The sequence below is a fragment of the uncultured Brachyspira sp. genome, from assembly GCF_910578695.1.
Classification (GTDB): domain Bacteria; phylum Spirochaetota; class Brachyspiria; order Brachyspirales; family Brachyspiraceae; genus Brachyspira.
In genome coordinates this window covers 114,922-138,644 of record NZ_CAJTQJ010000002.1, presented here as the reverse complement: position 1 = coordinate 138,644, position 23,723 = coordinate 114,922, and the positions used below count along the sequence as shown (strand labels likewise).

General features: G+C 25.9%; 6 protein-coding genes. 3 read left to right on the top strand and 3 right to left on the bottom strand.

Translation table 11 applies throughout. The features are described from left to right. The 3 genes from rfbF to QZ288_RS01275 form a co-directional block, all read left to right on the top strand. Positions 1 to 779: glucose-1-phosphate cytidylyltransferase (rfbF, locus tag QZ288_RS01285; RefSeq protein WP_295154118.1), on the top strand; the 779-nt coding region annotated here is incomplete at its 5' end. Then, positions 761 to 1,546, top strand: a complete 786-nt coding sequence (gene rfbG / locus QZ288_RS01280; RefSeq protein ID WP_295154116.1) for a CDP-glucose 4,6-dehydratase — start codon at positions 761 to 763, stop codon at positions 1,544 to 1,546. The genes rfbF and rfbG, both read left to right, overlap by 19 nt. Before the next feature lie 396 nt (positions 1,547 to 1,942). Then, positions 1,943 to 21,454, top strand: coding sequence for a hypothetical protein (locus QZ288_RS01275; protein ID WP_295154114.1), 19,512 nt, complete (start codon positions 1,943 to 1,945; stop codon positions 21,452 to 21,454). A gap of 216 nt (positions 21,455 to 21,670) precedes the next feature. Here QZ288_RS01275 and QZ288_RS01270 read toward each other — a convergent pair whose 3' ends face one another. Genes QZ288_RS01270 through dut form a run of 3 tightly spaced genes read right to left on the bottom strand, consistent with a single transcriptional unit; the run spans position 21,671 to position 23,703 of the window. Continuing rightward, on the bottom strand, positions 21,671 to 22,408 hold the full coding sequence (locus tag QZ288_RS01270) for a hypothetical protein (protein ID WP_295154112.1): 738 nt from the start codon (positions 22,406 to 22,408) through the stop codon (positions 21,671 to 21,673). Positions 22,409 to 22,410: 2 nt separating this feature from the next. Then, entirely contained in the window at positions 22,411 to 23,229 is an 819-nt protein-coding gene (locus QZ288_RS01265; RefSeq protein ID WP_295154110.1) for a hypothetical protein, read from the bottom strand. 39 nt (positions 23,230 to 23,268) lie between these two features. Then, a complete protein-coding gene (gene dut, locus QZ288_RS01260; RefSeq protein ID WP_295154108.1) occupies positions 23,269 to 23,703 on the bottom strand; it encodes a dUTP diphosphatase in 435 nt (144 codons plus the stop codon). Between the last annotated feature and the right edge of the window lie 20 nt (positions 23,704 to 23,723).

Below are 23,723 nucleotides of genomic sequence, written 5' to 3'. Positions count from 1 at the left end.
CTGGCGGACTTGGTACTAGGCTTGGAGAAGAAACAGCTTTAAAACCAAAGCCATTGGTAGAAATAGGCGGGCGTCCGATTATATGGCATATAATGAAGCATTATTCGTATTATGGTATAAACGAATTCATTATTCTCTTAGGATATAAGGGTTATATGATAAAAGAATTTTTTGATAATTATAGAAGGCATTTATATGATATGAGAATAAATTTTAAAGAAAACAAATCAGAAATACTTAGAAAAGATATTAATACAGAAAATATCGAAGTTGATAATTGGATTGTAGATTTAATTTATACTGGAGAGAATACAGAAACAGGCGGAAGATTAAAAAAAGTTTATGATTATTTGAAAAATGAGGAATCTTTTTGTTTAACTTATGGAGACGGCGTATCTAATGTTAATATAAAAGATGAATTGGAGTTTCATAAGAGTCATAAAAAAATAGCAACTATAACAGCTGTGTTTCCTCCTGCCAGATGGGGAGCTATAAGTATAAATAGTTATAATACTGTAACAGATTTTATAGAAAAACCTAGAGGCGATAATGCTTATATTAACGGCGGTTTTTTTGTTTTAAATAGAGAAATATTTGATTATTTGGAAAATGATAGAACCGTTTTTGAGCAGAAGCCTTTAAGAGAATTAGCAAAAAATAATGAGCTTATTGCATTCAAGCATGAGGGTTTTTGGCAGTGTATGGATACGCAGAGAGATAAAGTTTTATTAGAAGAAATGTGGTCTAAAGGCAATGCACCATGGAAAACTTGGAAATGAATAATATATTTGATTTATTTAAAAATAAGAAAGTGTTAATAACAGGACATACTGGATTTAAAGGCTCTTGGCTTTCAGAGTTTCTTAATAATATTGGTTCAGATGTTTATGGTATAGGTTTGGAGCCTGAAAAATTATCATTGTATAATTTAATTGATTTAAAAACAAAAGTAAAGTCTTATATACAAGATATTAGAGATTTAGAAAAAATAAAAAATATAGTTAAAGAAATTAATCCTGATATTATATTTCATTTAGCAGCTCAGCCTATAGTTTTAGAAAGCTATAATGATCCTGTATATACTTATGAAACTAATATATTGGGTACTTTAAATATATTAGAATCTATAAAGGTTTTGGATAATTTACAATGTGCTGTTATGATTACAACTGATAAGGTATATGAAAATAAAGAATGGGCTTGGGGCTATAGAGAAAATGATATATTAGGCGGTGATGATCCGTATTCATCTTCTAAGGCATGTGCTGAGTTAATTATAAAAAGTTATAAAAAATCTTTTTTTAATGATAAAAATATAGGAATTGCCAGAGCTGGTAATGTTATAGGCGGCGGTGATTTTTCAAAATATAGAATAATACCAGATATAGTTAGAGCTATAGAGAAAAATGAGCCTGTAGAATTAAGAAACCCTAACAGTGTAAGACCTTGGCAGCATGTACTTGATGTTCTTTATGGGTATTTATTATTTGCTTATAATTTGATTAATAATAAACATAATATACATTATCGGAATATGATTATTTAGTAAATTATTATTATTTATAACACTATTTTTTATAATAGTATATAAATTTATCTAATATTCTTTTGTTATTTATAGAATATAATAATAATTAGCTTTAAAATAATATTTTAAGTTTTTATTTATATTTTAGGTTTATGATATTAAATATAAATAATATAAATAATATAAATAATGCTGTTTTTGCAAGTTAATATAAATACAGCTTAAAAATAATTATTATTTATATTTCAGCTTAAAATTAAGTTTACATAATATATTTTTATTATAATATATAAAAATCTGATTTTTTATTCAAAATTCTTCTATATATAGATATTCGTTCATACTGATACTATTGACATATATATTAACATAATATAGAATTATGTTAATATACTAGATTTACGGAGTTTTTTTATGACGCCTCTTCTTCAATTAATACTTACTTTTGTTGTTCCTCTATTATCTATCGGTGTTTATAGTATAATCAATAATAAAAAAAATTCAAATTATGATAATTTTAATGACTTCTTTGCTGAAGAAAAAGCGGTTTTAGAAGGTATTGTAGAAGAAAAGATTTCTGAAGTTAGGGATAATGCCATAGATTTAGAAATAGCCGTAAAAAAAGCTGGTTTTATAAGTAAGTCTATGGAAGAAGACCTTGCTAAATTAAATAAAAGAATAGAATCATATAAAGATTATAAGGCGGCTGTATCACAATATCAAGAACAGGTTGATTCTCTTGAAGAAGCATATTTAGATATACTTAACAAAGTAGATACTGTATTAAAAGAAAGAAATACAATAGAAAAAACTTATAAAAGAATTTCCGATGTCAAAGCTAAAATGACAGAATTAGAAAAAAATGTAGGTTCTATACAGGATAAATTGATAGAATCTTATAATTCTAAATTAAATGAATTTGAAAGCGAACTTTATAAGAGATTTGATGCTCTTACAACTAATCTTCTTGCCCGCGATGCTCATTACAGTACTATGGCAGAACAGGAAAAAGAGAAAATATCTGCTCTTACAGAAGAATTCAAAATTCATGTTGCTAAAAAAGAAGAATTATTTACAAATCAGCTTACTCAGCTTGCCGAAAGAACAGCACGTCATAATATAGAACAGTTAGCTGAATTATTTGAAAAAGGCAGAGACGAGCTTATAAATAAATATTCATCATTTGCTGATGAGATAGATAATAAATCTAAAGATATAGAAAATCGTTATGGAACTTTAAGCGAATCAAAAGATGTATTAGAAACAGAACTTAATAGTTTGAGAGATACAATTCATAACAGATTAAACTCTATAACAGAATCTAGCGTATTAGAGTTTAAAGATGAGATGGAAAAAACTAAAGAGATACTCTACTCTACCCTAAAAGAAGAACTTGAAAAAATAAGCCAGAATAGAGAGGAGTTTTTAGATTCTATAGAACAAAAGGCATATTCTTTAGAGAAATCTATAGATGATATAAAAGATAAAGCAGATTATATAAGTAAAGACTATTCAGAAAAAGCTAGTCAGTTAGAAAATGAATTCTCTTCATTAAAAAATGATATTAACAGCAGATTTGTAGCTGAAATAGAGAACTTCTCTAATCATATAAGAAATGTGCTTGAAAATGAAGATGACGGAGTAATAACTCTTTATAGAAATAAAACAAAAGAGCTTAATGATTTAATCATATCTATAGACGGTATGAGTGAAGAAACTATGCTTAAAGCTGAAAGCAGATTTGAAGATATAGTCAATGATATAGATAAATTGAGAGATGATATATTAACTAGAGCTCAGGATAATATGGAGTATTCTATAGATAATGCCAGAAGTTCATTAATAGCAGAAATAAATGAGCTTAGAAATGATGTAGAAACAGAAACCAATATTTTAAAAGATAAAATAGATGAAACTCATTATCAGACTTCTGAAATAATATCCATTCTTAATAATAAACAGGAAGAGATACTTGATTCTTTAAGCTTGCATAAGGAGTATTTATATAAAGATTTAGAAACTCAGGCAAATGACAGAGCAGATGAAATAGAAAGATTATTTTCTTCTGTAAAAATGGAATTGGAGAATAATATTGATTCTTATATAAAAAATGCTTCTTCAGATTTGAATGCTGTATATGAAAAATTATCAATACTTCAGGAGCAGTATAATAAAGCTGTTTCAGATATAGATACTTTAAGCAAGGATACTGAATCAAATATAAAAGAAAATATAGAAAAGCGTTTGGAGATATTAGAAAAATCTTCTGAAGAAATTAACGGATTAGTAAATACAGCCAATGAAAAATTGAATACTGAAATAAAAGATACTGAAGAAAAAATAGAAAGTATAAAGAAAGAAATTTCACAGTACAGCGATTCCTATATAGAGAATTTAAAATCTCATTTGAAAACTATTTTAGATGATTATGAACAGACTAAAATGAAAGCTATAACTGACAGTATTGATTCTGTTATAAGTCAGGTTGATGAAAGCGAGAAAAAACATAATGCTTTAATAAGTAATATAGAAAACTCTATAGATGAGTTTAAAAATAAAATGAATTCAGCAATAAATGAAAACATTAAATTCAATGAAGAAACTAAAAAAGAAACTGCAGATGTTTTTCATAATGAGCTTCGTCAGGCTGCAGAAGCATTTGATTCTATTTTGAATGAGAAAAGATGCAGCATAAATAAAATAAAAGATGAAATTGAAGATATAATGCATAGAGTTGAAAATGGAAGAGATGCTTTTGAACGCACTATAAATAAAGTATATGAGAATGCTGAAGATAAAGAAAAAGCATTGATGTCTGATATAGAAGATAAATATAATTCTTTGGATAAAAAGATAGACGGCGTACTAGATGAAAGAAGAGCTGATTTGAATGCCATTAGTGCAGAATATAATGCTATGCTTGAAAAATATTCTAATAATTTAAAAGACGATTATGAAGAATTAAAACATCATGCCTCTTTGATGAGTGATGAATATAAAATTCGTATAGAAAAATTGGGCGGAAGAATTAATGAAATAATTGATAATGCTAATAATATGCAGTCTGTTATTGATTTAAAAACATCAGAAATAGATTCTTATATAGCTGATAAAAAAGAAGAGATTGATAATAAAACAGAAACTATATTTTCTAGTTTAGAAAAAACTTCATTAGAAAAATTAGATGAACTTAAAGAATTAATTAATAATGCTGTAGATAAATATGAAAAAGAAATAAGAGAAATAGAAACTTACAGACTTGAAGAAAATAACAGCATTATTAAAGATATTGAAAATATTGGTGCCTGCATAAGAAAAGATTATGAGCAGTATACTAATATGCTTGAAGAGTTATATAATACAGAAAAAAAATCTCTTAATGATTATGTTAGTACTTTGAAAGATGAAATAGAAAAAGCAAGAGAAGAATCCGAAGCTAAGCATATTACTAATGAATCTAATTATATAGATGAATATTTAAATAAGGCTTCTTTAAAAATAGATGAAGAAGTTAATCGCTTGAATGAAGATTTAAATGACTCTTTCAATACTCTATACAGCGGATTTTCTAAAATATTAGCTAAAATAAGAAAATCTAATAATAAAAAAGCATCTCATTATATTGCTAAGATTAAAAAGTATGCTGAAAAAGTTATATCTAATACAGCCTCAGAAGTTAGAGACAGTCTTGGTCTTACATTAGAAGATTTGAGAAATGAATTTATCTCTTTAAAAGATAATGTTGATGAAAAGCTTAGAGATGAAGCTGATAAATTAATTTCAAATAATGAAAATGTTATTGCTATATTAGATGATCATAATAATAGATTAGAAAAAATTAATGATATATCGAATATGATAGAAACTGTAAAAGAAACTCTTTCTCTTCAGATAGAAGAACTGCAGTCAAATATATCTGACAATAATGAAGATTTTAATATGAGATTGGAAGATATTAAGAAATCTATAATAGACAGAGATGAGTTAATAGAATTATCAAACAGCGAAAAAGAGCTTCTTAAAAATCAAATAGATGATATAAAAGAAGAATTTGAATTATTTAAAGATCAGGTAATTAGAACTAATGAAGTGGAAATACCTGCCCTATTTGATGAGGAAAAAGAAAGAATAGAAAATATGTTTGATGAGTTTAGTAAGAATTTACTTATGAGGCTTACTGATAATGAGAGTGATATACATTATATAAAAGATGTTTTATCTGAAGAGAGAACTCATTTAATATCTCAGATAGGGCTTTTAAGAAAAGATGTTGATGATATAAAAGATGATAATACTGTTCAGGTTTTATCTGAAGAAAAGGCTGTACTTGAAAATTCATTAACTGCATTGAGAGATGATTTTGATAAAATAATTGATTTGGAAAAAGATTTTGTTAATCTCAAAAACAGAATGGAAGGAATTGACAGCGGATTAAAAGATGATGTTAAAGATTTATCTAAAAAATTAAAAGATTTCAAATATAATTTAGAAGAGAAAATAGAAAAAGATTCGGATAAATTATACAGAGATTTAGAAACTCTTAATAGAGATTTTGAATCTGCAAAAAATAATATGTCAAAATTATTAGACAGAAATGAAGCTGAGGCTTTAATAAATAGTGAAAAAGAAAGATTGGATTCTATATTTGAAAATCTATCTTCAAATAATAAAGACTTTAGAGAAAGACTTGAAAAACGCATAGCTTATTTTGAAGATATGTGGTCTGATAATACTAAAATCAAAAGTATGTATGCTTCTGATATAAGAGAAGAAGTTGAGGCTATAAGAAAAGAAGCTGATGTTATATATGATAATCATATTTCCGAATTAAAAGAGAAAATGAAGCTTATAGAACAGGATATATATGATTGGAAGAATGGTAATTTGAATGATTTGCTTGGACAGTTATACGAAGCCAGAAAAGGAATAGAAGAATTTATCAATACTTCTGAAGGAAAGAAAAATCAGTTTCTTATTGATATGCTTAATGGTATAGAAAATAAAGAAAACGAAATTTATTCCCGTATAGATGAAAAGATTTTAAATGCTGAAAATAAATTATCTTCTATAGATGAAAAATTAAATAATGCTATAGGAAATTCTTTAGAAGAGATACATAATAAAATAAATGAATCTGCTGCAAGATATGATGAAGAAATTAAAAAAATTGAACATCATAGAGCTAATGAAGCTGAAAATATAATATCAGATATAGAAGATTTAGGAAACAGTATAAGAGAAGATTATGAAGAATATTCTATAATGATAGATAAAATTTATGAAGATGCTGTTTCTGAATTGGAAACTCATCTTGAGAATATTAAAAGCGAAATAGAAAGAACAAGAGCTGAATCTGAAGAGAAACATTTGACTAATGAAAAAAATTATATAGATGAATATTTATTAGATTATTCTCATAAATTAGAATCTCAGGTTAATGAAAAATTAGATATTTTAACTGAAAGTAAAAATCAATTGGATAATATGGTTAAAGAATCTTTTTATACTATCAATACAAATTTGAATGAAGCTGTGTTAAAATTCAATGAAGAATCTAATAATCAAATACAATCTGCTATTGAAAAATTAGAGAGAGAGGCAGCTTTAAAATTATTCAATGAGCAGAAACATATATCTGAATTAGAAGAGCATATAAGAGCTATAAGTATTAAGATAGATAATGAGATTTATAATATTTCTTCAAAATTGGACAATGAAATATCTGATATAAAATCTAAATATAAAGATTTAAGCTGTGAATTTGATGAAGCAGTAGATACTATGAAATCTTCTATACTTGACAGAGATGAGTTTATAGAACTTCAGAATTCTGAAAAAGAACTTTTAGCTGAACAAATTGAAACTTTAAAATCTGATTTTGATTCTTTTAAAGATGAGCTTTTAAAAGCTAATCAAGATGATATCCCTACCCTATTTGAAGAGGAAAAAGAAAGGATAGAGAAAGCATTTGAAGAGTTTACATCTAATCTATTAGATAGAATGAATAATTCTGAAAATGATATTAATTATATGAAAGATGCTATAACTGTATTTATAGAGAAAATAGAAAATATAAAAATAGATATAGAATCTATAAAAGAAGATAATACAATAGCTCAATTAGCTTTAGATAAACAGTCTTTGGAAGAATCATTTAATGTTATAAAATCAGATTTTGATAAATTCAGCGGTTTAGAATCTGTTTTAAATCAATTAAAAGATAATATTGAAAATATAGATGCAAATTTCAAAGATGATATAAAAATTTTATATGACAGATTTGAAGAATTTGAAAATAAAGCGGCTGATGATGATAGATTTGACAATTTGTCTTATAGTATAGATGAAGTTAGGAATAATTTAAAAGATTCTATTAATAAATCTTCTGAATTAGAAAATAAATTTGCTTCTATAAAAGAAAATCTTTTCAAAGCATTAAGCAGAAATGAAAATATAGAAAATCTATTTACTGAAGAAGTACAGAAACTTGATAGCTTATTTAATAATATAAAAACAGATAATTCTGATTTTAGAAATAGATTAGAAAAGCGTATAGATTATTTTGAGGATACTTGGTCTGATATCAATAGAATTAGAAGTTTGTATGCTTCTGATTTGAGAGATGAATTAGATAGTATAAAATCAGAAACAGATATAAAATTGGAAAATTATGTTAATGATTTAAAATCTAAAATGGATTCTATAAACAGCGATGCTTCTTCTTGGAGAGATGAGTATATTAATGATTTAAAAGAAAAAATTGATAGTATAGATAAAGATATATCCAGCTGGAAAGACAGCCGCATAAATGAATTATTAGAACAGCTTGAAAATGCTAAAAGCACTATAAATGATTATTTAAAATCTTCTGACGGCATAAAAGAAGAACTGCTTTCTGATATATTTGAAAAAATAGAAGATAAAGAAAATGAAATCTACAAGAGAATAGACAGCAAAATAGAAGATATTGAAAATAGATTATCATTAGTTGATAAAGAAGTTTCTGATAATATAGCCAGAGGATTAGAAGAAGTAGAAAATATAGTTAATAGTGCCGTTAATAAATATGATGATGAAATAAAAAATATAGAACATCATAGAACTGAAGAGAAAAACAAATTATTAGAAGATATACAGTTAGGATATGATTATTATTCTAAACTTATTAACACTACATATAAAGATTCATTATCATCTTTGGCTGATTATACTAATAAAATTAAGGCAGAAATAGAAAAAGTTAGAAAGGATGCTGAAAATAAACATATAAACAATGAAAAGAATTATATTGATGAATATTTGAAAGATTATTCTTCTAAGTTAGATAATAAAGTCAATGAAAAAATTGATATGCTCAATGAAAGCAAAAACAGATTAGACGATATGATAAAAGATTCATTCAATACTCTTAATATTAATTTATCAAAATTGACTGAAGAGGCAGATGCTAAAATTAATAGTACTATTGAAAAATTAGAGAAAGATGCATCTGAAAGATTATTTGATTATAAAAATTATGTTTATGATATTGAAGATCATTTAAGAGCTATTAATTCAAAAATAGATAATGAGATTTATAATTTATCTTCAAAGTTTGATAATGAAATATCTGATTTAAAAAATAGATATAAAGAATTGAGTATTGATTTTGAAGAGGCTTTAGATATGGTAAAAAGTTCTATACTTGACAGAGATGAGCTTATAGAACTTCAAAACTCTGAAAAAGATATTATAGCAGAAAAAATAGATGAACTTAGAAATGAATTTGACAATTTAAAAAATGAAGCATTAACTGCAAATAAAGATGATATACCTGCCCTATTTGATGAAGAGAAAGAAAGAATAGAGAAGGCATTTGAAGAGTTCACTAATGATTTACTAGACAGAGTAAATAATTCAGAAAGCGATATTAATTATATAAAAGATTTGCTTTCTGAAGATAAATTATTACTCTTAGAAAAGATTGATAATTTAAAATCTGAAATAGATATTTTAAGAGAAGATGATACTATAACTCAATTAAGTTTAGAAAAACAGGCTTTGGAAGAATCATTTGATTCGATGAAAAAAGATTTATTAAAGCTTGAAGAACTTGAAAATGATTTATACGAATTAAAAAACAGTATGAATTATACTGATATAAATTTAAAAGATGAAGTATTAAATTTATCAGGAAAGTTTGACTCTTTTGAAAATAAAATATTTGATTCTCTAGAAAATAAGATATTTGATTCTTTTGAAAATAAAATAAAAGAAAATAAAGAATATATAGAAAGCAGCTTAAATAAGCAATATGATAATTTTAGTACCGATATTGATTTAATTAAAAATGCGGTGTCTGATTCTATAAATAAATCTTCTGAATTGGAAGAGCTTATTTTGAAAAATAAAGAAGAATTAGAAAATAAATTGAGTTCTATTAAAGATAATTTGCTTTCAGTATCAGGCAGAAATGAGAATACAGAGAGTTTATTTAATGAAGAAGTTAGAAAATTAGATGATTTATTTAATAAAGTTCATAATGATAATATAGAGTTTAGAGACAGATTAGAAAGACGCATACAATATTTTGAGGATACTTGGTCTGACAATGGAAGAATAAGGGCATTATTCTCATCTGATATTAGAGATGAAATAGAAAATATTAAATCTGATACAGAATTAATATTTGAAAATTCTATTAATGAGCTTAAAGAAAAAATGAATTCTATGAATGATGATATATCAGTTTGGAAAGAAAATAATATTAATGATATAAATACAAAAATAGAATCATTAAATACAGATTTAGCTTCATTTAGAGATGAATATATAAATGAGCTGCAGCAAAAAATAGATTCTATTGACAGCAGTATATTAGCTTGGAAAGACGGCAGCATTAATGAATTATTATCTCAATTGGAAGAAGCTAAAAATAGCATATCAGAGTATATAAATAATTCTGATATTAAGGCAGAGAATATATTAAATACTTTATTGTCAAAAATAGAAGAGAAAGAGAAATCTATTTATTCTAATATAGATTCTAAAATATCTGATATAGAAAATAAATTATTAGAAACAGATTCTAAACTTAATAATGATATAGCTTCTAACTTAGATAATCTTCATAAGATGTTAACTGAAGCTGTGGCTAAATATGATGAAGAGATAAAAAATATAGAAAGCTACAGAGATTTAGAGGCAGATAAATTATTTGAAGATTCTAAAAATATTATAGAAGATATAAAAAACGGCTATGAGCATTATTCTTCTTTGATAAATGAGACTTATAATAATTCTTTGAACTCTTTAAAAGATTATAGTTCTTCTGTTAAAGATGAGCTTGAAAAAGCAAGAGAAGAATCAGAAAGCAAGCATTTATCTAATGAGAAAAATTATATAGAAAGCTATTTGAAAGATTATTCAGATAAATTAGATAAAGAATTGTCAGAAAAGATAAGCATTCTTGATGATGCCAAATCTCAATTAGATAATATGGTTAAAGATTCTTTTGGCACTTTGGAAAATAATTTTAATAATGCTGTTTCAAAACTTAGAGAAGAAACTGATAATAAAGTTTTAGAAGCTATTGAAAATATAGGAAAAGAAACAGAAGCTGTATTGTTTAATAAATATATGTCAGCATTAGATGAAAATATAAAATCTGTAAATGAAAGATTGGAAAAAGAGGCTTCAGACTTGAGAGATAAATATAATTCTTTAAGCAATGATTTTGATGATGTTATAGATACTATTAAAGATTCTATAATAGACAGAGATGAGTTAATATCATTGCATAATGATGAGAAGAATTCTATTATAGAAAGACTCGAAAATATAAAAAATGATTTTGAAGCTTTCAAAGAATCATCATTAAAATTTAATAATGAAAATGTGCCTGCTTTGTTTGAGGATAAAAAAAGAGAAATAGAGCATGTATTTGAAGAGTTTACAAGTGCTGTAGTTGATAGAGTAAATATAACTGATGATGAAGTTATTAAATTAAAAGATGCAATAGTTTCTGATAAATTAGACTTATTAGAGAAGATTGATAATTTAGAAGCTGAAATAGAAAACATTAAGAAAGATAATACCATAGAACAATTATCTTTAGAGAAAAAAGCATTAGAAGATTCTTTCAATGCCATAAAAGAGGATTTTTCTAAACTTGAGAACTTGGAAAATAATTTATATCAATTAAAAGAAAATATGTCAGATGTTGATATTTTATTAAAAGATGAGGTTAAATCATTATCTAATAAATTAGCTGATTTTGAAGATAGAATAAAAGATGATATAGTGAGAGACTTAGATGAATATTCTATAGAACTTGCAAATATCACTTCAAATGTAAGCAAATTAAGTTCAAGCATTGATGATGTGAAATCTCAGATAGAGGATAATATTAATAAATCTTCTGAATTAGAAGCTCTTATATCAAATGAAAAAGAAGAATTTGATAATAAACTTTCTTCTATTAAAGATGATTTAATTTCAAACTCTGAAAACAGCGGTATTATAGAGCAGCTATTCCTTAAAGAGAAAGAAAAATTATCAGAATTATTTAATCAAATAAAAGATGATAATAAAGAATTCAGATACAGACTTGAAAAGCGTATAGATTATTTTGAGGATACTTGGTCTGACAGCAGCAAGCTTAAAAATATATTCTCAGCTGATATAAGAGAACAATTAGATAATATCAGAAATGATAATGAAATTAAATTTGAAAATTCTATTAATTATTTGAAAAATAAAATAGATTCTATAGATAATGATATATCTAGCTGGAAAGAAAATAATATAGATGAACTTGCAAGACAATTAAATACTGCTAAAGAAAGCATATCCAATTATTTAAATGAATCAGAAGTTAAGAGAGAATCCATTATCAATGATTTATTATCAAAAATAGATGATAAAGAAAAATCTGTATTTGAAGCTATAGATGATAGAGTAAAAGATATAGATAATAGAGTTAAAGGTATAGAAGATAAATTATCTATTATGGATAATAAATTAAATGATGATATAGGCAGAAATTTAGAAAATCTTTATAATACTGTAAATGATGCTGTGGCTAAATATGATGAAGAGATAAAAAATATTGAACATTATAGATTAGATGAGAATAATAGACTTTTAGATGATATAGATAATGTAGGAAAAGAAATAAGAGTTTCATACGAAAATTATTCTAAGCTTATAGATGAGGTTTATAATAATTCTCTTAATTCATTGAAAGATTATTCTAATTCTATTAAAGATGAAATAGAAAATGCAAGAACGGAAATAGAAGAGAAGCATTTATCAAGTGAAAGAGAACATATTGATGAATATTTGAAAGACTATTCTGATAAATTAGAAGCTAAAATATCAGATAAGATTAATATATTAGATGAAGCAAAAGAAGAATTGGATAATATATTAAAATCTTCATTTGATAATTTGGAAGCTAGATTTAATGAATCTATGAATGAGTTTGAAGAAAAGGCAAATAAACAGATTTCATCTACTATAGAAAAAATAGAGCATAAAACAGATGAGGTAATTTACGGCGAAAACTATATTCATAAGATAGAAAATAAAGTTAAAGATTTCTATGGAAGAATAGATACTAAACTTTTAAGTGTTGAAGATAAATACGATGCTTTAGAGAGAAAAATATATGATTTGGAAATTAATCAGAATTATATAAATAAATTTGAAGATAAGATTAAAGATTTGCATGAAAAAATTGATGCAAGAATAATAAGTGTCAATGAAAGATATGATAATCTGCAGAAACATTTTGATGATAAGTTTATCAATATAGAAAGCATTGTATTAAATAATGAGCAGATGCAAAAATTGAGAGATGATTTTATCTTATTCAAAGATGATGTATTAAATGCTAATAGAGACAGTATACCTGCCCTATTTGAAAAGGAGAAAGAAAAATTTGAAGAGACATTTAATTCATTCACTAATGATATAATAGCAAAGTTAGATGCTTCTAATACTAATATAGAAGAATTTAAAAATGCCGTATATGATGAGAAAAATTTTATATTAGAGAATATTGAAGCATTCAGATATGAATTAGATGAATTAAAAAATAATGATTCTTTAGAGGCTTTAGAAGATGAAAAAGCCAGATTAGAAGAAACATTTAATTCTTTGAGAGATGACTTTGAAAGACTTTATGATTTAGAAAGTGAAGTTTATAATTTAAAGAGCAGTTTAGACGGGGTTGATACTAATTTAAGAACCGATGTTGATAAATTATTTGAAGAGCTTTCTGAGTTTAAATATTCTTTGGAAGAGAAAATAGATATATTAGAAGATAATACAGTTTCCAGAGATGTATTTGATGATAATAGAGAAAAATTATATTCTTTATATGATGAATTAGAATCAGGCAATAAAGAGTTTAAAGATTTAATAGATAAGAGAGTTTCATATTTTGAAGATAATTGGTCTGACCCTAATAAGGCTTTAAAACTTTATGACAGTGCTATAAGACCTGAAATTGATGAGCTTAAATCTGAAATTTTTGCTGATGTTCAGGGAAAGATAGATGAGATAGAAAATAATATATCTATTTGGAAAGATGATAATTTGTCTCTGCTTTTAGAAAAATTAAAAGAGGCTAAGGAAAATATTGACAGCTTTATAGAAAGTTCAAAAGATAAGAAAAACGGTATTATTGCTAAGATGATAGCTTCTATTAAAGATGAAATATTAGGAAAAGAAAGTGAGATTAATACTCGTCTTGAAGAAAAATTGCATTCTGTAAATGACAGAATTTCTGATTTAGAAAATAGATTGACTTCTGATACTGATAGATTCAGCAGTATGATAGAAGAAGCTGTTGCAAAGTATGAAGAAGAACTTAAAAATATAGAATCTTACAGACTTGAAGAAAATGAATCTATAATTAAGAATTTAGAAGATATAGGAAGAAATATAATTTCTAACTATGAAGATTATTCTAAAATGTTAAATTCTGCTTATGAGAATAATAGAAATGCATTAGATGAGTATTCCAACAGTTTGAGAATAGAGATAGAGAAAGCAAGAGTTGATACTAATAAAGGTTATATAGATGATTATTTAAATGAATATTCTTCAAAAATAGAAGCTGATATAAGAGAAAAGTTAGAAGAGCTTGAGAAGAATAAATATAATTTGGATATAATGATAAATGATTCATTTAATAATTTGAATCAAAGCATAAGTAATGCTGTATCAAAAATGATAGAAGAATCTGATTCTAAATTTAGAGATGTTGTAGATAATTTGGAATCTCAAATTAATAATATACTTTCAAATAAAGAAGAAGAGATAGTTTCAAGAATAACTCATTATGAAGCAGAAATGAAGGATAAACAGGAAAATTCATTTGCAAATATAAAAAATGAATTATCAGAGTTATATAATGAGTTTAAAGAAAAAATAGATTATAACGGCTTGATGGATATAGCAGGAAAATTGGAGGCTATAGAGAGTTCTGTTGCTGAGGTAAACGGACAATTAGAAAATCATGCTGAATTAATTTCAAATAGAATGGATTTAGAAAAAGAAGAACTTTATAATTCAATATCTAAATTATCTAATGAATTTGAAGATTTAAAATCTAATATCAATGAAAGATTTAAAGCTCAGGTTAATGATTTTATAGCTAATAATGAACAAATATTATCATTGTTTGGAAAATACAGCGAAAAAATTTCTTCTGTAACTGATATATTAGAAGATATAGAAAATGTAAAACTATCGCTAATAGATGAGATTAATAATGTAAAAGAAGAGATAGATACTAAATATTCAAGCTTAACTAGAGATTTTGATAAGTCTATAGATGAGATAAAAGATGCTGTGCTTGATAAGAATAATATGATTCAATATTCTATAAATGAGAAAGAATTATTAATAAAAGAAGTTGATGCTTTGAAGTCTTCTTTTGAAGTACTAAAAGATGATATATTGACTATTTCCGATGATAAGTTTATTTCTATGCTTAATTCTGAAAAAGCAAAAATGCAGGCTTCTATAGATGATGTACTTGAAACATTAACTGCTAAAATAAATAATAATGAGGATTCTGTTGCTAATTTGGAATCATCATTATCAGAATATAAATCTATGATATCAGATGCTATAGATGAATTTAGAGATGAAGCTGCTTCTATAAGAGATAATCATAATTATACGGATTTGATTGAAGAAAGAAACAGATTAGAGGAGTCATTAAATACTCTTAGAGATGATTTTTCAAAAATAGAAGATTTAGAGAAAGACTTATCTGCAATTAAAGATAATGTAAAAGGTGCTGATATCAGCTTGAATGATGAAGTTATAAGACTTTCTGAAGAGTTGGAAGAATTAAAAAATAATATAGCCAATGCAGTTTACAAAGAAGATAAAGAAGAAAATGAAGAAGTTTCTGCAGGTATTGAAGATATTATAGCAGTTCAGGAAGATATTACAGATATTTATGATAACTTTAAGAAACTTAATGATAGTTTTGAAGAGTTTAAGAAAAGCATAATACCTCAAATATCAGACTTTTCTAAATTAGAAGATAAGATTTTAGAAAGCAAAGAGGAAATATATAAAGAGTTTAATAATGTTATGAATTCTTTGCCTAAATCTTATATCAATAGAGATGAGTTTAATAAATTAGAAGGAAAATTAGATAATATATTTGACAGCTTCAATAATAGTATAGTATCTATAAAAGATGATTTAGTTCATAGCATAGAGAAAGATTCTAAAGAGTTCAAAAGCAGACTTGAAAAACGCGTAGAATATTTTGAAGATGTTTGGTCTGATGAAAATAAGGTTGTGGAATTGTACGGCGATACTATAGCTGCAAGTTTTGCTGTATTGAAACAGGAATTAGAATTGTATTTTAATAATTCTTTTATGGAATTCAAATCAAAAATAGAGGCTATGGAAAAAGATTTAAATTCTTGGAAAGATACTAATATTAATGCTATTACAAATAGTTTAGATAATGCTAAAGATAATATATTTGATAATGAACAGTATTCTGAAATAATTACTATGATAGAAGCATTAAAAGAAAATATAGCAGGTAAGCAATTGGAATTAGACTCTAAATTGGAAGAAAATGTTTCTAATATAGAATTGCAGATGAATACTTTTGATTATAGAATAAAAGAGATTGAAGATAATCAAAGCTCTTTAGCATTGGATATTTCTAAATACAGCGAACAATTAGATTCTATACTAGATGAATATGAAAATAAAGTAAAATCTAAAGTTGTAAATCTTCAGGATTCATTAAAAACTGAAGGCAGGCATACTATAGATTATTTAGAGAATAATATTTCATCTATAAAAGAAGATATTAATAGTTCTAATAAGGGAGTTGATGTAAAAATAAAAGCTTTAGAATCTTATATTAGTAAGATAAATAATGAGCTTAACACTAATACATTAAAACTTTCTAATGAATTAGCTAAAGATAAAAAAGAATTACTCAATATTATAGATGAGTTTAGAAAAGAAGTTTATGATAAGATAACAGAAGAGATTTCTCAAAAAGATATGAATATTTTAAATGACTTTGAGGAGTTTAAAAACAAAATAATAAATTCTGTGCCTAATATGGAAGAGCTTGCTGAATTATTTGTATCTGAAAAATCAGAAATCACTAATGAATTTGAAGAGTTTAGAAATGAGATTCTAAATAATCAAACGGATAATTTGAATTTTGCTAAAATATTTGAAGAGGAGAAAGCAAAATTAATAGATGAGCTTGATCATTTCAAATCAGCAGTAAGAGTTGAATATATATCTGCAGAGGAAAGATTTGAAGAAGTTAAAAAAGACTATTTAAATAATTTGAATAATCTTTTAGATATTGAAAAAGCTGATTTGCATTCATCATTTGATGAGATAAAAAAAGAAATCAGCAGTATAAAAGATAATTCTTTATCCAAAGAAGATATAGAAAAACTTATAGATAGTTATAAGTCTGATATTGATTCTTCTATAGAAAATAGAAAAGAAGAAGCTGCTGATAAAGTTGCTAATGGCGAAGCTGATGCTTCTTATATTGAAAAATTAATAGAAGATGAAAGGGCTAAAATAAATGAAACTTTAGAGGCATTTAGAAAAAATATAGAAGAAAATTATTCTACTGTAGAGGCTGTTGCGGAGGTTTTATCTAAAGAGCAGGAAGCTGTTGAAAATAAGCTGCTTGAGATGAAAGATGATATACTTAGAGATATGCCTACATTAGAAAATATAAGTCAGATATTTGAAGAGGAAAAAGAAACATTAAGAAATGAATTTGTTTCATTAAGAAATGATATATTAGGTAATGTTCCTACTAATAATGATTTGGCTAATATGGCTCAGCAGTACAATGCTAGAATAAAAGATGATTTCCAAATATTAGAGCAGGATTTCTCTGAAAGTATAAAGAGATATAAAGAAAATCTGTCTAATGAGATGATAGGATTTAGAAATGAATTTAATGACAGAATAAGCAATATAAAAGATTTAGCTGAGGTTTTACAGTCAGAAAGAGACAGATTGATGGCTGAAATAGATGATATAAAACTTAAATATGAAAGCGGTGCTGTTTATTCAGATAATTCTTCAAGTATTGCGGATTCAGATAGAATCTTCAATGAGTTTATAAACTTTAGAAAATCTATAATAGAGCTTATAAAAGAACAAGATGCTGCAATGAATTTATTTAATGAAGAGAAACTTAATATCATTGACAGTATAGAAGCTTTGAAAAATAAGATTTCATTTGATACTATAAACAGAGATGAAGTTATAGATATGATTGAAGATGAAAGAAGACAAGTTGCTGATATGTTTGAAAGTATTCAAAATGATTCTATGGATACGGATTTAAGATATCTTACTGATTCATTTAGAGATGATATTATAAAAGTATTTGAAGAATCTAATGATGAGTTTAGAAAGCGTATAGAGGATAGAATAGTTTATTTTGAAGATGCTTATGCTTCTCCTGATAGAATAAAAGAATTCTATAAAGATGCTATACTTACTGAAGTAGATAGTATTAAAAATGATGCTTATAAAATGCTTTCAGATATAAGCGGTAAAGTTGATGATGCTAAGGGAGAAATAAGCGAATTAGAAAATAGTAAAATTAAAGATATATTTAATAAAATTAATGAAGCTGAAAATGATATTAATTCTTTAGTAAATACTATAAAAGCTAATATAAAAGAACAAGAAAATGAACTTAGAATGTTGAGTCAGTCTCAAAAACATATATCACAGGAAGTTGAAACTGTACGCAAAGAAAGAGAAGCACTTATGGATATGGTTAAGAACTCTGATATCAATATAAGAAATAAGATAGACAGTTTGGCAAGTGCTGTAGCAGAGGCAGCAGATACAGCTTCATCTAAGATAAAAGAGAAAGAAGAGGCATTCAGTACTAAAGTTAAAGAAGCTGAAGAGTATATTAATTCTATTGGAAGCAAATTTACAGAAGAAAATAATGATGTATTTAATAAGGCAAAAGAATATATTAACAGCCTTACTGCTTCATTTAATGAGGCTGTTACTAAAGAAACTAATGATTTATCTCCTAATATAATGGCTATAGTTGAGAATTTTATAACTAATGAAATGAAAAAGTTTGAAAAATTCTCTGATGTAAGAAGTGCTATACATAACATAGAAAATGATATTAATAATAAAATTACAGATGCCTTCAATAATATGAATAAACAATTAGAAGATAATATAACAGACTTTAAGAAGAAAATAGATACTTATCAAGAAGAGTTTATGAGCGAATTAAAAATGTCTATAGGCGTAGAAGGCGAAAGGGCTATCGATGATATTAAGTCTATGCATAGCGATGAGGTTGCAAAATTAAAAGAAATGTATTTGACAACTGAAAAGTTCTATACTGACAGACAGGATAAAAATTATGAAGATTTCTCTAAATTATTTGAAGAGGCTTATAAAGAATATAATGAAAAAATAGAATCTTTATACTCTCAGATTGACGATACCAAACTTCATATAAATACTTCTGTGGAAGATGCTGTATCTGATTTGAAGCAGGCTTTGAGTATAAAAGATGAGTTTTTAACTTCTGTTGAGAATAATAAAGAAAAACTCAAGGAAGTTGAAGAACAGATGAATAGTTTGCAAAATGAGTTTGCACCTTCTATAGAGAGATTAAAATCTATAATAGAAGAGAAAGCTTCAGAGCTTCATAATAAAATAAATATATATTCTAATGATATAGAACTTCAGGGTGAGAAATTTAATGCAAGATTAGAAGAGCTGTCTAATAATGCTAAATCTACTATTGAAAATAAGGTAACTGAATTTGATTCTATATTAGAAAATGTTTCCAGAAAGATGAATACTTTATTAGAAGAAAAGAATTCTGAGTTTGATGCATTAAAAGCACATTATGAAGGATTATCAGAATCTTTATCTGCTTTGAAAGAATCTATATCGGAAGCTGTTAATATTAGAATAGAAGAAGCTAATAATATCATAGAAGAGAGCGTTCAGGCTATAGAGGAGAATACTAATGATAAATATGATAAATATATAGCAAGGCTTAATTCTAATTTAGAACAAACATTATCTCTTCTTATAAATGATGCTAAGGGCTATGTACAAAATGCTAAAGATGAGATAATAAAAGCTCATAATGATAATTTAGATGAGTATGATAATAGAATTGCAAGTATGAAAGATATTGTTTCTGCTTTAGAAGATGATATAGCTAAGTATTCTTCTGAAATAGATGTAAGACTTGAAAATATTAATTTGAGCTATGATGAGAAAACAAATATTATACTCAAGGATTTTGAAAATAGAACTGATGATTTACAATTAAAATTGAATGATGCAGTTGAATCTATTGATAAAATGCTTGAAGTAAAAACTAATGATATTTCTTTAGAGTATAATGCTGTAAAATCAAAGATTGATAATATAGCAGATGATATTGAAAAATATATGAGTATTGTAAAGGTATTTGATAATGCTAAGGAAATGGCAGATTCTATAAAAGAAGATGTTTCTAAATTATCAGTTTTAGCTGAAAATACTAAGTTAGCATCTGCTGATATGAATAAAACTATGTCTGAGTTTGAAAATTTAAAGGAAATACATAGTGAGATATTAGATTATGCTGATACTATTAAAAAAGAAAAAGACAGCTTGAAAGATACTTATGAGAAAGTTAATTTACTAATGGAGATGTCTGGAGAAATTCAGGAAAGATTCGTTAATATAGCAGAAAATAATGCTATGATAGAACATGCAGAGGAAGGCATACAGGTTGTTATAGATATAGCATCTCAAATAGAAAATAAACTTTCATTCATTAAAGATAAAGAAGAGTATGCAGATGATATATTGCAGCAAATAAGAAAAGCTGAAATAGAAACAGAAACTATTTTAGAAAGGGTTGATAGCATAAAAGCTGCTATGGCTGATGTTGAAGATACAAGAAAAAACTTTATGGATAAGGTTTATTCTTTAGAAAGAGATATGGCTAAAATCGATAAGAATGATAAAAAAGTTCAGCTATTTATTTCCAAATTGGAAGAACTTAATATCATAATTGACGAGATACAAAATCAAAGAGAAAATCTTGTTCGTATGAAAAATCAGTATGATGATTATGATAAGAGTATAGTTAAGAATTTGGAGAGAGCCGAATATTTTGTCAGATATTTAGAAACTCTTCTTGATAATGCTGATAAATATATGTCAGATAAAGATATTAAATCTTCTAATAAGAAAGCTAAAACATTAAAAACAGATAGTAAAAAAGAAGAGCTTATCATAAAAATGTATAAGCAAGGCTGGAAACCTGAAGATATAGTTAAGAATACTTCATATTTAAGAGATGAGGTTGAAAGAATTATTAAACAATGGAAAGATAGACAGTCCAGAGGATAAGATATATTTACTTCCTATTAAATAGAGTCTATAGTTTTAATTATAGGCTCTATTATTTTTTAATTGAAATTAAGTCAATTATAAAAGACATTTATACAAATTTAATAATTAATAAAATAACTAAAAAAATATTTTCATTTATTTATTAAATAAAATCAATTTAGATTCAGCAATATAAAATTAAAAAACAATAGAAATATTAGCTGTAATTTAAAATTATATTCCCCACCAGCTAGAAGCATTAGCCTGATATGCCCATCTATATTGAGTGTTGGATTTTATCCATATCTTAGCAAGAGAATTCCCATCTTTGAATATATACAATCCGTTAATGGAATATACAGCATCAGTGTCAAATGAATTATCATTATGATTTGTAAGAATGATAACATTATTTATACTGTTTTGAGAACCGAAATACTGAACTTTCCAATTACCGGAGCATGTTATTTTTCCTGCACTTATTGTACCTAAATTCTGCCCATTAGCTATCAAAGTATTTCCATTTCCATCGCCTTCATTTCTTGGAATTACAGGTACTATATATTCTGGAGTTATTTTTGTTTCTATATATTTTTTATCAACTAAATCATTTGTGCCGTACGCTGTAACTGTTATATAGTATAATGTGCCATTAACAAAATTGCTAGGTAATTGAATAATAAAATTAGTTCTTGTATGATTTGAGCCTTGTATAGTTGGAAAAGTATTAGATATGCTTTTTATAGCATCATTAGGCTGTGTAAAAGTATTAGCCTGCCCTGCATATAAATTAAAGCCTGCAAAATCAGAAGCTATTACTCCAGACCAAAAGCTTATATATACAGCATTATTGCTGGCTATTGCTTTTATATCATAAGGGGAATTGTATTCATCTACTATTGTTATAAGCTCCTCATTGCAGGAAGTAAGCAAAAAAATAGATGATATTATAAATATTATTGTTTTTTTCATAATTAATAACTTAAGATATTTGCAGCAGTTTGACGGCAGTAATCAGCTGTAATACTGCTAATACCATTTACACTCCTTACATATATTTTACCATAATAAGCATTATTTCCCTCTGTTATTTTTATTAAATAAAGCCTGTTTGCTTTTACTTGCAAGTCAATATTTCCATACCCATTTTCAGGAGGAACAACAACATCGTATAAAGAATTGCCTGCTAACATCATCATACTTGTATTGTTTACATTTTGAAAATATAATACTCCTGCATTATTTATGAGTCTGGCTAAATCTCTTCCTTCAATATTTAAATTATTATTTGGTCTTATAGTTTGATTCAAAGCCTCAGGTCTGGGAGTACCCATTTGTACAAAATTATCATAATAGTAATAACTTTCTAATTGAGGCGTTATTTGATAAGCACCAACCCAAACATAAATTGGAATTCCATTATTTAAATCATTTTCTCTTAATGTATCTATATCTGTATTATTTGTTGAATAGTAGCTTCCTACTTTTATAGTGAAAGTATATTTTTTTATTATATCCGAGCCTTTATCTATCATAGTAGGCAGTGCTTTCTGCTGATTATATAGCTTATATTTTTTAGGATTAGTTTTATCGCCGAAATATATATTATATCCGCTGAATGACGGCTCACTATTTTGAGATTGAAATTCAACAGTTATTTCATTATTTCCCGGTATAATTTTTGTTATATAAGGCTGATTTAATTCTAATGTTATTCCTGTAACATCAGGAAGTCCGCAGGAAATTACGGAAAATATAAATATTATGCTAAAAAATACTTTTAATATTCTCATATACATAAATTATACATAATAAATAATATTATATCAATACTATTTATTAGTACTTCCAAATCCGCCCTCTCCTCTTTTAGTTTCTGAAAGTAAATTCACTTCTTCAAAATAAGCTTTTTCAACTTTAGAAAAAACCATTTGTGCTATTCTATCGCCATTATTTATTATGAAAGGATTATCTGTGAGAGAAGCTAATATAATTTTTAATTCTCCTCTATAATCGCTGTCTATTGTTGCAGGCGAGTTTAGGCAGAATATTCCGTTTTTTAATGCTAAAGAACTTCTGCTTCTAATCTGTGCTTCATATCCTTCTGGTATTTCAATAAAAAGCCCTGTTGGTATTAGAACTATATCATTTTTATTTAAAGTTATAGGGCTTTCCAAATCAGCATGCAAATCCAACCCCGATGAGCCTTCTGTTTGATATTTAGGCAATGCATTTTTAGATTTATTAATAATTTTTATTTTAAGCATTATTTACTCCAAAAAATTAT